Source organism: Rhodococcus sp. 5A-K4 (assembly GCF_046097995.1).
Lineage (GTDB): Bacteria > Actinomycetota > Actinomycetes > Mycobacteriales > Mycobacteriaceae > Rhodococcus_F > Rhodococcus_F erythropolis.
This window is the reverse complement of sequence record NZ_JBJURM010000008.1, coordinates 148,078-162,137: the sequence shown is the minus strand read 5'-3', so window position 1 is coordinate 162,137 and position 14,060 is coordinate 148,078. Positions and strand designations below refer to the sequence as shown.

General features: G+C 62.7%; 14 protein-coding genes. 9 read left to right on the top strand and 5 right to left on the bottom strand.

The genetic code is table 11. The features are described 5' to 3' along the window. Position 1 precedes the first annotated feature (1 nt). From ACKAMS_RS13445 to recX, 5 genes are all read left to right on the top strand, one after another. Complete coding sequence (locus tag ACKAMS_RS13445) at positions 2–1,552, top strand: glycerol-3-phosphate dehydrogenase/oxidase (protein WP_205907870.1); 1,551 nt, start codon at positions 2–4, stop codon at positions 1,550–1,552. Positions 1,553–1,564: 12 nt separating this feature from the next. Then, complete coding sequence (locus tag ACKAMS_RS13440; protein ID WP_408989119.1) at positions 1,565–2,728, top strand: glycosyltransferase; 1,164 nt, start codon at positions 1,565–1,567, stop codon at positions 2,726–2,728. A 52-nt stretch (positions 2,729–2,780) separates the two neighbouring features. After that, complete coding sequence (locus tag ACKAMS_RS13435; RefSeq protein ID WP_003942185.1) at positions 2,781–2,975, top strand: DUF3046 domain-containing protein; 195 nt, start codon at positions 2,781–2,783, stop codon at positions 2,973–2,975. A gap of 289 nt (positions 2,976–3,264) precedes the next feature. Next, positions 3,265–4,302, top strand: coding sequence for a recombinase RecA (recA, locus tag ACKAMS_RS13430; RefSeq protein WP_007735170.1), 1,038 nt, complete (start codon positions 3,265–3,267; stop codon positions 4,300–4,302). An 8-nt stretch (positions 4,303–4,310) separates the two neighbouring features. Further along, positions 4,311–4,889, top strand: a complete 579-nt coding sequence (gene recX / locus ACKAMS_RS13425) for a recombination regulator RecX (protein ID WP_021344061.1) — start codon at positions 4,311–4,313, stop codon at positions 4,887–4,889. Between the two features lie 115 nt (positions 4,890–5,004). On the opposite strand, the gene ACKAMS_RS13420 is transcribed toward recX, so the two are convergent. The 4 genes from ACKAMS_RS13420 to gluA all read right to left on the bottom strand — a co-directional run bounded on the left by ACKAMS_RS13420 (position 5,005) and on the right by gluA (position 8,369). Then, positions 5,005–5,901: an amino acid ABC transporter permease gene (locus tag ACKAMS_RS13420; protein WP_007735172.1), complete on the bottom strand. Its 897-nt coding sequence runs from the start codon at positions 5,899–5,901 to the stop codon at positions 5,005–5,007. Then, positions 5,898–6,578 (bottom strand): amino acid ABC transporter permease, encoded by a 681-nt coding sequence (locus ACKAMS_RS13415; RefSeq protein ID WP_019748198.1) that lies wholly within the window; start codon positions 6,576–6,578, stop codon positions 5,898–5,900. The genes ACKAMS_RS13420 and ACKAMS_RS13415 overlap by 4 nt, the downstream gene beginning before the upstream one ends. A 99-nt stretch (positions 6,579–6,677) precedes the next feature. Continuing rightward, positions 6,678–7,514, bottom strand: coding sequence for a glutamate ABC transporter substrate-binding protein (locus tag ACKAMS_RS13410; protein ID WP_020907523.1), 837 nt, complete (start codon positions 7,512–7,514; stop codon positions 6,678–6,680). Between the two features lie 126 nt (positions 7,515–7,640). After that, positions 7,641–8,369, bottom strand: a complete 729-nt coding sequence (gene gluA, locus ACKAMS_RS13405) for a glutamate ABC transporter ATP-binding protein GluA (RefSeq protein ID WP_007735175.1) — start codon at positions 8,367–8,369, stop codon at positions 7,641–7,643. Positions 8,370–8,600: 231 nt separating this feature from the next. Between gluA and miaB the strand changes: the two genes are divergently transcribed. After that, the gene (gene miaB / locus ACKAMS_RS13400) at positions 8,601–10,148 is read left to right on the top strand and encodes a tRNA (N6-isopentenyl adenosine(37)-C2)-methylthiotransferase MiaB (protein ID WP_044480362.1); all 1,548 of its coding nucleotides are present in this window, start codon (positions 8,601–8,603) and stop codon (positions 10,146–10,148) included. Beyond that, positions 10,145–10,735 carry a hypothetical protein gene (locus ACKAMS_RS13395; RefSeq protein ID WP_020907525.1) on the top strand — a complete coding sequence of 197 codons (591 nt, stop codon included), beginning with the start codon at positions 10,145–10,147 and terminating at the stop codon, positions 10,733–10,735. The genes miaB and ACKAMS_RS13395 overlap by 4 nt, the downstream gene beginning before the upstream one ends. Before the next feature lie 92 nt (positions 10,736–10,827). On the opposite strand, the gene ACKAMS_RS13390 is transcribed toward ACKAMS_RS13395, so the two are convergent. Beyond that, a complete protein-coding gene (locus ACKAMS_RS13390) occupies positions 10,828–12,213 on the bottom strand; it encodes a DUF349 domain-containing protein (RefSeq protein WP_019748202.1) in 1,386 nt (461 codons plus the stop codon). A gap of 139 nt (positions 12,214–12,352) precedes the next feature. Between ACKAMS_RS13390 and ACKAMS_RS13385 the strand changes: the two genes are divergently transcribed. Both ACKAMS_RS13385 and miaA read left to right on the top strand, forming a co-directional pair. Next, entirely contained in the window at positions 12,353–13,114 is a 762-nt protein-coding gene (locus ACKAMS_RS13385) for a class III extradiol dioxygenase subunit B-like domain-containing protein (protein WP_211916821.1), read from the top strand. Continuing rightward, on the top strand, positions 13,102–14,037 hold the full coding sequence (gene miaA, locus ACKAMS_RS13380; RefSeq protein ID WP_060938481.1) for a tRNA (adenosine(37)-N6)-dimethylallyltransferase MiaA: 936 nt from the start codon (positions 13,102–13,104) through the stop codon (positions 14,035–14,037). Before ACKAMS_RS13385 ends, miaA begins: the two co-directional genes overlap by 13 nt. Positions 14,038–14,060: the final 23 nt, after the last annotated feature.

Below are 14,060 nucleotides of genomic sequence, written 5' to 3'. Positions count from 1 at the left end.
TGTGGACCCTCGAGATTCAGCAGGCAGTGATTCAGCAGGCGGCGATTCAGCTCTCAACGCACAGCGGCGTACTCGTGAACTCGAGCAGTTGGCGAACGGCGATTCGGTTGACGTCCTGGTCATCGGCGGCGGAATCACCGGTGTCGGTGTCGCTCTCGACGCCGTGACTCGTGGGCTCAGTGTTGCGCTGGTCGAAAAGCACGACCTCGCGTTCGGCACCAGCCGCTGGAGTTCGAAACTGGCACACGGGGGCCTTCGGTACCTGGCTTCCGGCAATGTCGGTATAGCGCGTGAAAGTGCGGTCGAGCGCGGCATTCTCATGACGCGCACCGCGCCGCACCTCGTTCGCGCCATGCCTCAACTCGTACCGCTGTTGCCCGAAACGTCGTTCTTCGGGAAGGCCCTGGTGCGTACCGGTTTCCTGGCCGGTGACGCTCTGCGCATGTCGGCGCGAACCCCGGCTTCGGTTTTACCCCGATCACGGGCGGTCAGCGCTGCGCGGGCGCGCGAATTGGCTCCCGCGGTCAAGCAGGAGAACTTACGCGGCGCCTTGACCGCGTTCGACGGGCAGCTCATCGACGACGCCCGCCTCGTCGTCGGCATCGCCCGAACCGCAGCGTCCCACGGCGCGCGAATCCTGACCCGCGTCGGTGCATACGACGTATCCGGAACGTCGGCCACCTTGCGCGACGAGTTGACCGGGTCCGAGTTCTTGATGCGTGCCCGCGTCGTGGTCAATGCGACCGGTGTCTGGGCTGATCAGGTCGACTCCAGCATCACCCTGCGCCCCAGCCGCGGGACGCACCTGGTGCTCGATGCAGCGCGATTGGGGAACCCCACGGCAGCACTGACCGTGCCGATTCCCGGCGAGACCAACCGTTTCGTCTTCGCGCTGCCCGCGCAGCTCGGCCGGATCTACCTCGGGTTGACCGACGAAGCAGCGCCGGGACCGGTGCCCGACGTACCGACGGCGTCCGAGGACGAGATCGACTTCCTGCTCGACACCGTGAACACGGCGTTGGAAGTTCCGCTGACCCGTGAGGACGTCTTGGGGACCTTCGCGGGTCTGCGTCCGCTGCTGGACACCGGTGAAGGCTCGACGGCCGACCTCTCGCGCAATCACGCTGTAGTCCGTTCGGACTCGGGCTTGGTCACGGTGGTGGGCGGAAAACTCACGACGTACCGCAAGATGGCCGAAGACGCCGTCGACGCCGCGGTCGAGGTCGGATCGCTGAGCGCCGGGGCGTGTCGGACACGTGCGTTGCCGCTGGTAGGTGCTGCATCACCGGCGGAATTGAAAAAGATCAAGGCACCGGCGTCGTTGGTGGCGCGATACGGCACAGAGGCCGAGGTCGTGGCCGCGGCGAGCAGCGATCGACTCCGGTCGGTTGCGGACTTGGAGATCTGCGGCGCCGAGTTCGATTTCGCGGTATCGCATGAAGGCGCCCTCGATGTCGACGACGTCCTTGATCGCAGGACGAGAATCGGATTGGTGGCTTCGGATCGCGAACGCGCACTGGGTGCGGCGGAACAGGCCTTTCACTCGGTGTGACACTCTGATCCGGTGCGTGTAGCCGTTGTTGCCGGGCCGGACCCGGGTCATGCTTTTCCCGCAATAGCGTTGTCACTGGCGTTGATCCAGGCCGGCGACGACCCGATCCTGTACACGGGGACCCGGTGGGTCGAGGCAGCGCGAGCGGCCGGCGTGGAAGCCGAGCCTCTCAAGGGCTTGGCCCCGCGGCCGGGAGACGACGATCTTGATGCAGGCGCTCGGATTCATTCGCGCGCCGCCTATATTTCCACCGAACTGCTTCCCGACCTGAAATCCGTCTCCCCGGATCTCGTCGTCTCCGACATCCTCACTGCCGGAGGCGGATTGGCCGCCGAACGACTCGGCATCCCCTGGGTGGAACTTTCGCCTCACCCGCTGTACTCACCGTCGCGGGGGTTACCGCCGATCGGCAGTGGGCTCGCGCCCGGCATCGGAGTTCGTGGTCGACTTCGCGACACCCTGATGCGCGCCGCAACAGGACGTTCGATCAAGCAAGGGTTGGCGCAGCGCTCGCAGGCCCGTGTCGGCATCGGGCTACCCGCCCTGGATCCAGGCCCGCATGCTCGCCTGATCGCAACACTTCCGGCACTGGAAGTGCCGCGTCCCGACTGGCCGGAGCACGCTCACGTCGTCGGCCCGCTTCTCTGGGAGCCGACCGAGGTGATTCTGGATCCACCGCCAGGTGACGAACCGCTGGTCATGGTGGCGCCGTCCACGGCGCACACCGGCGCAGTGGGAATGTTCGAGGGCACGGTCGAAGGACTCGGCGGCGCCGGTGTGCGGCTGATCGCGTCGATGCTCGACGGAGCAGAAGGCGAGCATCCCGATTGGGTCCGCGCAGGTCTCGGACGCCAGGACGCGATGCTGCGTGACGCGTCGGTGTTGGTGTGCGGCGGCGGGCACGGCATGTTGGCGAAGGCCTTGCTGGCCGGCGTGCCGACGGTCGTCGTTCCCGGGGGTGGGGACCAGTGGGAGTTGGCCAATCGCGCTGCGCGGGCAGGGACGTCGGTGATCGTGCGGCCCGCAGATGCCCGCTCGATTCGCGATGCCGTACTGCAGGTGCTCTCCGACAAACGATTCGCGGAAGCTGCGAGAGCGGCTGCCGCGACTGCGTCGCAGGTCACCGATCCGGTGGCGGTGTGCCGACAGGTGGTCAACGGCGGTGTGACGGCGTGAGCATGTTGCGCCTGAATGCAGGTGCACCGCTCTGTGGACTACGGTGGCGGCTGTGCGGTTGACCGAATTTCATGAAATGGTGCGCGAAGAGTTCGGACAGGTACGAGGCGACTCGATGCTGATCGACCATGTACTCCAGAGTCTCGACGGAATGACTGCTGCGGAGGCCGTCGAAGCAGGTTGGGAGCCTCGCGAAGTGTGGCGTGCGCTCTGTGTGGAGTTCGACGTACCGCCCGCCCGCCGCTGATTTTTTCGGCGTGTCGAACGTCTCCCATCTTCTGTTCGAACACGTGTTCGTCTATGCTGAAGCTGTTCGGTGGTGACGCTCCTTTCGTAACTGCGAACTTTCGGTTATCGACAAGCACAGTTATCGACAAGCACAGTGATCGACAAGCGCGAAAGCAAGATCGAAAAGTCTGTCGGTGGCCGGATCTACTCTGATCGCAACACACCAACAGAGTCGGCTCAGGCAGGCGCTGAAGAGACGGAGTCTGCTCAGGCAGGCACTGAAGACTGAAACAAGGATGGGGATCACGATGGCACCACAGGCACCTGATCGGGACAAGGCACTCGACCTCGCGTTGGCGCAGATCGACAAGAACTTCGGCAAGGGTTCGGTGATGCGCTTGGGCGAGGGTGTTCGTCAGCCCATCGCCGTCATTCCCACCGGTTCCATCGCGCTCGACGTCGCGCTGGGTATCGGCGGACTGCCGCGTGGCCGCGTCATCGAGATCTACGGCCCGGAATCTTCGGGTAAGACCACCGTGGCACTGCACGCAGTTGCCAATGCTCAGGCCAACGGCGGCATCGCGGCGTTCATCGACGCGGAGCACGCACTCGATCCCGACTATGCAGCCAAGCTGGGCGTCGACACCGATGCACTCCTGGTCTCGCAGCCCGATACGGGTGAGCAGGCCCTCGAAATCACCGACATGCTGATCCGTTCGGGCGCCCTCGACATCGTCGTGATCGACTCTGTGGCCGCTCTTGTTCCTCGCGCCGAGATCGAAGGCGAGATGGGTGACAGCCACGTCGGTTTGCAGGCTCGACTGATGAGCCAGGCACTGCGCAAGATCACCGGTGCCATGAACAACTCGGGCACCACCGTCATCTTCATCAACCAGCTTCGCGAGAAGATCGGCGTGATGTTCGGTTCTCCCGAAACCACCACCGGTGGTAAGGCACTGAAGTTCTACGCTTCGGTCCGCCTCGACATCCGTCGTATCGAAACTCTCAAGGACGGTACCGACGCAGTCGGTAACCGCACTCGAGTCAAGGTCGTCAAGAACAAGGTCGCGCCGCCGTTCAAGCAGGCCGAGTTCGATATTCTCTACGGCCAGGGCATCAGCAAGGAAGGCTCGCTCATCGATATGGGTGTCGAGCACGGGTTCATCCGCAAGTCCGGCTCCTGGTACACCTACGAAGGTGACCAGTTGGGTCAGGGCAAGGAAAATGCTCGTAAGTTCTTGCTGGAGAACACCGATATCCGTGACGAGATCGAGAAGAAGATCAAGGAAAAGCTCGGTATCGGTGCTGACGTCACTGCAACCGACGAAGCTCCCGCCGACTTCTGAGTTCAGTCATGAGCTTCGACGACGGTGACAACGGCGAGAATGCTCGTGAAGAGTACGGCGCTCCTCGGCGTCGATCCCGTCAACGATCCGAGAAGCCGTCGCAACGCGCAGAAGGTGGGACAGAGGCGCAGGCCAAAGATGCTTGCCTGCGCCTTCTGACCGACCGGGCGCGCAGCCGCTCCGAACTGGAAACCAAGCTGAGCGGACGCGGCTTCGAACCCGAGATCATTACCAACGTCCTCGATCGACTCCAGGAAATCGGGTTGATCGACGACGCGGACTTCGCGAACCAATGGGTTCATTCGCGGCATACGTACTCGGGCAAGGGAAAGCGTGCGCTTGCAGTCGAGTTGCGGCTCAAAGGAATCGACCAGGACGTCGCTTCCGAAGCGTTGTCGCAGATCGATCCGGAAGATGAGCGCGAGCGAGCAGCGGAGCTGGTTCGGCGGAAGCTGAAGAACAAGCCCGTCGATGATCGTGACAAGGTCACGCGTCGACTGGTCTCGATGCTGGCACGCAAGGGATATTCAGCTGGGATGTCGTACGAGGTGGTCAAAGCCGAGATGGCGGCGGTCACCGACTCGTAGCGAAGTGCAGCATTCAGAACAACAGGGCGGGGGTACCACCGAAATTCGGTGGTACCCCCGCCCTGTTGTGTATTCGCGCTAACGCGGCCGGATTCGACTCACGGCTCCATCTGATTCACGGCTTGGTCAGGTCCATGCCCGGAACCGAAACGGCTGGGTCGGCGGACGGAGCCGCGATGGGGCCCTTGCCCTTTCGCTTTCCGGAACGCAGGCGCTTCTCCACCTTGGTTGCCAGGAAGGTCAGAGCCGAGTTGAGAGCGATCATAATCGCGGCGACCACGATGAGCGCCGGCAGGAAGTTTCCGTAGAAGGTGCCGAGCTGTTGGGCCTGACGCACCAGCTCGACATACCCGATCAGGTAACCGAGGGCGGAGTCCTTCAACGCCACGACCATCTGTGAAATCAGTGCCGGGAGCATGGCGGTAACCGCCTGGGGGAGCAGGATCGTCACCATGATCTGCGTCTTGCGCATGCCCAGTGCCTTGGCGGCCTCACTTTGCCCTCGTGGGAGTGAGTTGATTCCGGCACGGACGATCTCGGCGATCACTGACCCGTTGTACAGAGTCAGACCCACGACGACTGCCGCGAGTGCGAGGTACTTGGACTTGAAGACCTCGTATTCGGCGAACACCTGATACGAGAAGATCATCAGAATCAGAACCGGTACTGCTCGGAACAATTCGACGATGACGCCGCAAATCTTCCGAATGATGTTGTGCTCGGAGAGTCGGCCGATACCCAGGGCAGAACCGAGGATGAGCGCGAAGACGATGGACATCGCAGCCGCGATCAGCGTTCCCCGGATGCCGGGTATCAGATACGTTGTCCACGACGTGGATTCGAGGAACGGATCCCACTTCGCTGCTGTCAGCTGGCCCTTTTCGTCGAGTGCGCGGTAGATGACGTAACCGATTGCGACCATGAGTGCAGCGACGACAAGGGACGCGAATCGGTAGAGATTTCGCGCTCTGGGGCCGGGCGCGTCGTAGAGGACTGTTGCGCGGTTGCTCATCGTGAAACCTCGAATCGCTTGCTCAGCTTGCCGAAGATCAAGCCCATGGGAAGTGTCAGGATCACGAAACCGACAGCGAAGATTCCACCGACGACGAAGATCGCCGCTTCGTTTTCGATCATCTTCTTCATCAGCGCTGACGCTTCGGATACGCCGATCACCGCGGCGATGGTCGAGTTCTTGGTCAGTGCGATCAGCACGCTACCCAGCGGTGCTGTGACCGCGCGAAATGCCTGAGGCAGGACGATCAGCCGAAGATTTTGTGCAAACGACAGACCGAGTGATCGGCCCGCTTCGGCCTGGCCGACCGGAACGGTATTGATTCCCGATCGAAGTGACTCACACACGAACGCGGCGGTATAGACACTGAGGCCGAGTACTGCGAGTCGGAAGTTGTTGTCTGTCAAGAACGTCGGTGAGTCCGACTTGGCGAGATTGACTCCGAGCGTCTGCGACAGACCGAACAGACAGAACAGCAGAATCAGTGTCAGGGGGGTGTTGCGGAACACGGTCACGTACGCGGTACCCAGGAATCGGGCGACCGGAACCGGTGACACGCGCATGGCCGCGATCAGGACACCGATGATGACGGCGCCGATCGCGGAGAAGAACGTCAGCTGGATCGTGGTCCAGAAGGCTTCCAGAATCTGGTCGCCGTACTTGCTCAGAAGGTTCACTTGCCGTCTCCCCAGATCACGGGATCTCCGTTGGTGGCGTCACGCGCTGCGGCTCCCGAAATGGGGAGCCGCAGCGAGATTGACGGTGAAAAAAGCAGGTCAGTAACGATCAACGGTGGGCGGGGCCGGGATCGGGTAGCCCGAAGCACCAACGGTGTTGTTGAAGGCTTCTTCCCACGCGCCGGTGGAGATCATCTTCTCGATGGCATCGTTGATCTTGCCGCGACCCTCGGAATCGTCCTTGGCCAGGCCGACACCGTACTTTTCGGTCGTGAACGGTTCTCCGACGACCTTAAGCTCGCCCGGGTACTGGGCAGCGTAGCCGGCGAGGATGATGTCGTCGGTGGTGACAGCGTCGACAGCGCCGTTGCGCAGAGCCTCGACACAAGCGGAGTAGGTGTCGAGCGGCTGGAGCTGGACGTCCTTGGCGTAGTTGTCCTGGATGTTCTGCGCCGGAGTCGAACCCGACACCGAGCAGAGCTTCTTGCCGCCGGTCAGGGAATCGGGGCCGGTGATGTCGGTGTTGTCGGAGCGAACGAGCAGCGACTGGCCTGCGATGAAGTACGGGCCGCCGAAGCTGACCTTTTCCTTGCGCGTGTCGGTGATCGAGTATGTCGCGACGATGTAGTCGACCTCGCCGTTCTGGATCAGGGTCTCGCGCTGGGCTGACGGAGATTCCTTGAAGGTGATGCCTTCGGGCTTTACGCCCAGTTCGTTTGCGATGTAACGGGCTACCTCGACGTCGAAGCCGGAGAAGGTGCCGTCAGGGTTGCGCTGACCGAGGCCGGGCTGATCGAACTTGATGCCGACGGTGAGAGTGCCGTCGGAAGCGCTCTCGGTGATCGACTTGTTCTCCTCGCCGCCGCCACAGGCCGTGGCAGCGAACGCGATGGCCATGATTCCGATTCCGAAACGGACGGAACGATTGATCTTCATGAAGATCCTCTCAGTTGTCGACACACGAACAGTGCAGTCGAGATGAACGGTGCAGCCGAGGTGAACGGTGCAGTCGAGCAAGTTGTCTTGTGGACGAGGACAGGACTGTCGGAGGGGAGACTGTAATCAGTGCGTGAGGATCTTGCCGAGGAAGTCCTTGGCCCGATCCGACTTGGGATGGGTGAAGAACTCTTCGGGCGTGGTGTCTTCGACGACCTGGCCGTCAGCCATGAACAGCACACGATCGCCGGCTTTGCGCGCGAAGCCCATCTCGTGCGTGACCACGAGCATGGTCATGCCTTCCTTCGCGAGGGAGGTCATGACGTCGAGGACTTCGTTGACCATCTCGGGGTCGAGAGCGGAGGTGGGCTCGTCGAACAACATCACCTTCGGCTGCATCGCAAGAGCGCGAGCAATGGCGACACGCTGTTGCTGACCGCCGGAAAGCTGCGCCGGGTACTTGTCGGCCTGATTGGCGATACCGACACGTTCGAGCAACGCCTGCGCGGTCTTCTTGGCTTCGTCCTTTTTTGCCTTGCGGACCTTCATCGGTGCGAGCATGACGTTCTCGAGGATCGTCTTGTGCGCGAACAGGTTGAAAGACTGAAAGACCATCCCGACGTCGGCACGAAGTGCGGCAAGTGCTTTGCCCTCTTCGGGGAGCGTCTTGCCGTCGACGGCGATGGTGCCGGAGTCGATGGGTTCGAGGCGATTGATGGTGCGGCACAGAGTCGACTTACCGGAGCCCGACGGACCGAGGACGATCACCACTTGGCCCTTGGGTACCTCGAGATTGACCTCTTGCAGGACGTGAAGTTCCCCGAAGTGTTTGTTCACCGAGGTCATCGAAATCATGGATGTGGAATCGCCGGAGGTGGTCGGCGTCGTCGCATCGTCGGCTTGGGTCATAAACGAGAACCTTAGGCGTAGTTTGCGTCGACGCCCGTGATTTCGCCATGGTTCTTGCCATATGTAATGGAAATTTTACTGTGACGACGTTTATGTCGCGTTTCGGCTGTTTATCAGGGCGTTATTACACGTCGTAGTGGACGTGAGCTAGGCTGAAGCGTGTCACTGATCGACGAAATGTCCCCTGCACTTCCGGAGCCGACTGCAGTTCCGGAGGCAACTGCTACGCCTGTTCGCACCTACGAGGTGCGGACGTACGGCTGTCAGATGAACGTCCACGATTCCGAGCGACTGTCCGGTCTGCTCGAGGACGCCGGGTATTCGAAGGCGGAGACCGGAACCGATCCTGATCTTGTCGTCTTCAATACGTGTGCGGTCCGCGAGAACGCGGACAACAAGTTGTACGGCAACCTCAGCCAGCTCGCCCCCAACAAGGAGGCGAACCCCGACATGCAGATCGCGGTCGGTGGGTGCCTGGCGCAGAAGGATCGTGACACCGTCGTCAAGAAGGCGCCGTTCGTCGATGTCGTCTTCGGCACTCACAACATCGGCTCGCTGCCCGCGCTGCTCGACCGCGCGCGCCACAATCAGCGCGCCGAAGTCGAAATCCTCGACGCGCTGGAGGCGTTTCCGTCGACACTGCCCGCGAAGCGCGAATCCGCCTACGCGGGTTGGGTTTCCATCTCGGTGGGCTGTAACAACACGTGCACGTTCTGCATCGTTCCGGCCTTACGTGGCAAGGAAGTGGATCGACGTCCCGGCGACATTCTGGCCGAGGTGCAGGCACTCGTCGACGAGGGTGTCTCGGAAGTGACCCTGCTCGGACAGAACGTCAACGCCTACGGCGTGTCGTTCGCCGATCCGGAACAACCGCGCGATCGCGGAGCCTTCGCCTCCCTCTTGAAGGCATGTGGACACATCGACGGCCTCGAACGGGTCAGGTTCACATCGCCGCACCCGGCAGAGTTCACCGATGACGTCATCGAAGCTATGGCAACCACTCCCAACGTCTGCCCGCAACTGCACATGCCGTTGCAGTCCGGTTCGGACAAGGTTCTCAAGGCGATGAAGCGCTCGTACCGCAAGTCGAAGTACCTCGGGATCATCGAGAAGGTGCGCGCCGCAATGCCGCACGCCGCCATCACCACGGACATCATCGTCGGGTTCCCGGGGGAGACGGAAGAGGATTTCGAGGAGACGCTGGACGTCGTGCGTAAGGCGCGATTCTCCAACGCCTACACCTTCCAGTACTCCAAGCGCCCGGGCACGCCGGCGGCGGAGATGGCTGATCAACTTCCCAAAGAGGTTGTCCAGGAACGCTACATGCGATTGCTCGCGGTTCAGGAAGAAGTGAACATCGAGGAAAATCGCAAACTCGTCGGCACCGAGGTAGAACTACTGGTGGCCGCGGGGGAGGGCCGCAAGAACGCAGCGACTCACCGTCTCAGTGGTCGCGCGCGAGACGGCCGCCTGGTGCATTTCCGACCCGAAGGAAACCTCGACGGCACAATCCGACCCGGCGACGTGGTGACGGTCGTCGTCACCCACGGAGCCCCCCATCACCTCGTGGCAGATGACGGAGTGCTCACACACCGTCGGACCCGCGCCGGTGATTCGTTCGAAAAGGGCATCACACCCAAGACCCCGCCCATCGGCGTAGGTCTCGGACTACCGAAGATCGGTGCCCCAGCCCCACAACCCGTCCAGATGGGATGCAACGCATGACCTCGCAACACGAGAACAAGACACCTCAGCCGGGCGACGACGCCTTCGAGGGCTACCGCAAGGACCTCGACGACGCGGAACGCAAGGTCGCGGGAGAAATCGATCCGGGTGCGCGCGCCATGGTTGTCGCGGTTGCGGTGCTCGTGCTGGTCGGCACCCTTGCACTGCCCCATGCGGGAGTGGCGAACGGCTGGGATGTGCTCGCGTACAACCAGGACGCGGAAAGTGAACGGATTGCACTGTTCTCACGCTTGTTCGTGTGGTTCGTTGTCATCTTCGGCATCGGATTCTCGATGCTCGCACTCGTGACGCGGCGCTGGAGTCTGGCGTGGGTCGCGCTGGCCGGTAGTGCCGTGGCGAGTGCGCTGGGAATGATGGCCGTCTGGTCACGTCAGACCATTCCCGCCGGATTCAACGTGGCAGGACCGTCGATCGGGCTGGTCATCGGATGGTTTGCCGTCGTGTTCTTGACGTTCCATTGGCTCAAGGTGGTCTGGACGCGAACCAACATTCAGCTCGCCGCCGAGGAGCAACGCCGGATCGCTGCGGCTGAAGCCGAGAAGCATCAGGAATGGAACGTCGGCTGACACGGAAGTTCTCTTAGCCAATAGCGCAAGACAACGCCGGCTGACTCCTTTCGGAGTCAGCCGGCGTTGTTGTCAAAGCAGCTCGTCGTCGATTACTCGCTGACAGCGCTCTCGGCTGCTTCGGCCCACTCACGCCACTGCTTTGCCTGAGCGAGAGCCTTCTCGGCGTCCTTCGTCTTGCCGGCAGCCTGAGCCTTGGCGGCCTGCTCCTCGAACTGGCTCACCCGCTCCTTGAACTGCGCGACCCGGGCAAGTGCTTCCGGATCGGTACGACGCCACTCGGCGTCGACGGCGTCGCGCACCTTGGTTTCGATGGCCCGGAGCTTCGCTTCGAGTTCCTGCATCCGGTCGCGCGGCACCTTGCCGATCGCGTCCCACTTCTCCTGCAGGTCTCGCAGCGCTGCACGAGCGTTCTCGAGACCGTGTGCCGGATCGATGTTCGCGTTCGCAGCGAGCAGCTCTTCCTTCGCGACTGCGTTCTGCTCGAATTCGGCGTCGCGCTCGGATGCAGCAGCGTTGCGTGCGGCGAAGAACACGTCCTGAGCGCCCTTGAAGCGCTTCCACAGGTTGTCGTCGGCCTCGCGCGGTGCGCGGCCGGCAGCCTTCCACTCGCTGAGCAGATCGCGGAATTCTCCAGCGGTCTGTCCCCATTCAGTGGAGGTCGACAGCTTCTCGGCGCGCTCGACCAGTTCTTCCTTCGTCGAACGGGCGCTCGCACGATCACGATCGAGTTCGGCGAAATGCGCTCCACGCCGTCGGTTGAAGGACTCGCGAGCCTTGGAGTACCGCTTCCACAGTGCGTCGTCGACCTTGCGGTCGATTCCGCGAATCGTCTTCCACTCGTCGAGAATCTCGCGCAGTCGATCACCCGCGGTCTTCCACTGGGTCGACTCCGAACCGATCTGTTCGGCCTCGACTGCGAGGGCCTCCTTGCGGGCGGTGCTCGCGGCGCGAGACTGTTCCTTCTCTTCCTTCGCGTGCGCTGCGGCCTCGTCGGACCCGGCAACGATCACGTCGAGTCGGCGGGCCAAAGCGTCGAGGTCACCGATCACGGCAGCGGTGGAGAGGGATTCGGATAGAGCGATGGCGGCAGCCTTGGTCTTCTTGGCGTCTCCGGCGCCCGACGTCAGTCGAGCCTCGAGTAGTGAGACCTCGGTCGCGAGGTCGTCGTAGCGACGACCGAAATGGGCGAGGCCCTCGGTGGCGTCGCCGGCCTGCCACGAACCGATCTGGCGTTCACCGTCAGCGGTCTTCACCCAGGCGGTTCCGTCTTCCTCGACGCGGCCGAACTTGCTCGGGTCGCTGGCCGGCGCGGCGGTGACGGCATGCGAGGCTGCCGGGCCGGGGCGAGGTGCTCCGGGGCGGGGCGCACCGGGGCGTGGTCCACCAGGTTTGGGAGCACCGGGTTTGGGTGCTGCCGGGCTCGGGCTGGCCGAACTGCTGTCGGCGCCGGTGGTGGGTTCACTGTTCTCGGTCATCGGTCCTCGTCTCTGCCGCGCGTCACGGCTGCCTGATCGCATTCCTGGTTCCATTGAACCCGGTACTCACGTTCTCCGACTATTGAATCAGGTAAGAGGGTGTGAGGTCGCCACCTCGGGGTCGACTAGCGTGGCAACTGTGTTGACTTCCGCTGTTCTCGTCCCCTCGGCGCCGTTACTCGTGCCGGAATTGTCCGGTGATTCGACCGAGTCCGCTCAGGTGCGCGCTACAGCGATAGCCGCCGTGCGCCGGCTCTCTCACGAGGCGGTTCACTGGGTGGGCGTCGGTGTCGGCCTCGAGAATGCAGGACCCAAGAATGCAGCAGGCGAACTCTGGCGATCGGGCGTCGGACGTGGGCAGATCGGTACTTTCGCGGGATTCGGCGCCGATGTCCGGACGTCCCTGGACGCGGATGCGGCAGGTGAACCGATGCCATCTCTCGAACTGTGCGCCCTTGTTGCCGGCTGGCTGCGTGCCCGAGCGGACGTGGAGATCACCGTCGACATGCACGTCGTCAGTGCAGAGGCGTCGGTGAATGAATGTCGTGAATTCGGACAGCAGCTGCGCAAGCAACTCGACAGCGACAACCGACCGCAAGGGCTTCTGATCGTGGCTGACGGTGCGTCCACGCTGACGGCCAAGGCGCCCGGAAGCTTCGACGAGCGCGCCGCTGGCGTGCAATCGGCCATCGACGATGCCCTGACCGCCGGTGACCCGGAGGCGCTTCTTGCTCTCGATCCGCAGCTCTGCCGGAGTGTCGGAGCCCAGGGTCGTGCGGCGTGGCAGGTCCTGGCCGGTGTCTTCATGAACTCGTCTCGGTCAACCACGACACGTTCGGTGGTCGACTACAGCGACGCGCCGTTCGGCGTCGCTTACCACGTCGGGACGTGGCGGCCGTGAACGTCCCTGAAGAACTTCGCCCGATCGCAGTTGTCGGTCCGACCGCGTCGGGAAAGTCCGATCTCGCGTTGGCACTGGCCGAAGAATTCGGCGGTGAGATCATCAACATCGACGCGATGCAGCTCTATCGCGGCATGGATATCGGGACCGCCAAACTGACGCCGGCCGAGCGTCGCGGGATTCCGCATCACCTGCTCGACGTTCTCGACGTGAAGGAGACCGCCACCGTCGCGCGTTATCAAAGCGACGCGATCGCGATCGCCGAGAATCTGATCGCGGAGGGCAAGGTTCCGGTGATCGTCGGCGGATCCATGATGTACGTCCAGTCCCTACTCGACGAATGGTCCTTTCCGGCAACGGATCCCGAAGTTCGCGCGAAGTGGGAGGCAGTGCTGGCCGACGGTGGGGTCGGTGCGGTGCATACGGCGCTTGTTGCTGCTGATCCGGTAGCGGCGGCGTCGATACTGCCGACGGACGGCCGGCGGATGGTTCGGGCGCTCGAGGTCGTCGAGCTGACAGGTCTGCCGTTCGCGGCCTCAGCTCCGCAGATCGGTGACCCTCGTTGGGGAACCCGCATTCTCGGCGTGGATCGGGATACGGAAGAACTCGACGCCCGGATTCGGTTGCGAACCGAGCTGATGTTTTCAGGCGGACTTGTCGACGAAGTCGCCGTACTCGTCGAGCAAGGATTGCGTGAGGGCGTCACAGCGCCGCGAGCCATCGGCTACGCACAGGTGCTCGCACATTTCGACGGTGAATACGATTTGGCCGAAGCACTCGAACGGACGTTCATCGGGACGCGGCGCTACGTTCGCCGCCAACGATCATGGTTCCGTCGTGACGCACGCGTGCACTGGCTCGACGGTGCCGATCCGGAGCTGGCTCGCTCGGCCTTCGCTGCCCTTGCAGATCGCGGCCTGTAACACGATCGTGCCGATCAGCTATC

Bases quoted from the DNA above. Each gene is read 5' to 3' on its own strand.
- recA (WP_007735170.1), top strand. From the start codon at position 3,265: ATGGCACCACAGGCACCTGATCGGGACAAGGCACTCGACCTCGCGTTG.
- recX (WP_021344061.1), top strand. From the start codon at position 4,311: ATGAGCTTCGACGACGGTGACAACGGCGAGAATGCTCGTGAAGAGTAC.
- ACKAMS_RS13420 (WP_007735172.1), bottom strand. From the start codon at position 5,901: ATGAGCAACCGCGCAACAGTCCTCTACGACGCGCCCGGCCCCAGAGCG.
- ACKAMS_RS13410 (WP_020907523.1), bottom strand. From the start codon at position 7,514: ATGAAGATCAATCGTTCCGTCCGTTTCGGAATCGGAATCATGGCCATC.
- gluA (WP_007735175.1), bottom strand. From the start codon at position 8,369: ATGATTTCGATGACCTCGGTGAACAAACACTTCGGGGAACTTCACGTC.
- miaB (WP_044480362.1), top strand. From the start codon at position 8,601: ATGTCCCCTGCACTTCCGGAGCCGACTGCAGTTCCGGAGGCAACTGCT.
- ACKAMS_RS13395 (WP_020907525.1), top strand. From the start codon at position 10,145: ATGACCTCGCAACACGAGAACAAGACACCTCAGCCGGGCGACGACGCC.
- ACKAMS_RS13390 (WP_019748202.1), bottom strand. From the start codon at position 12,213: ATGACCGAGAACAGTGAACCCACCACCGGCGCCGACAGCAGTTCGGCC.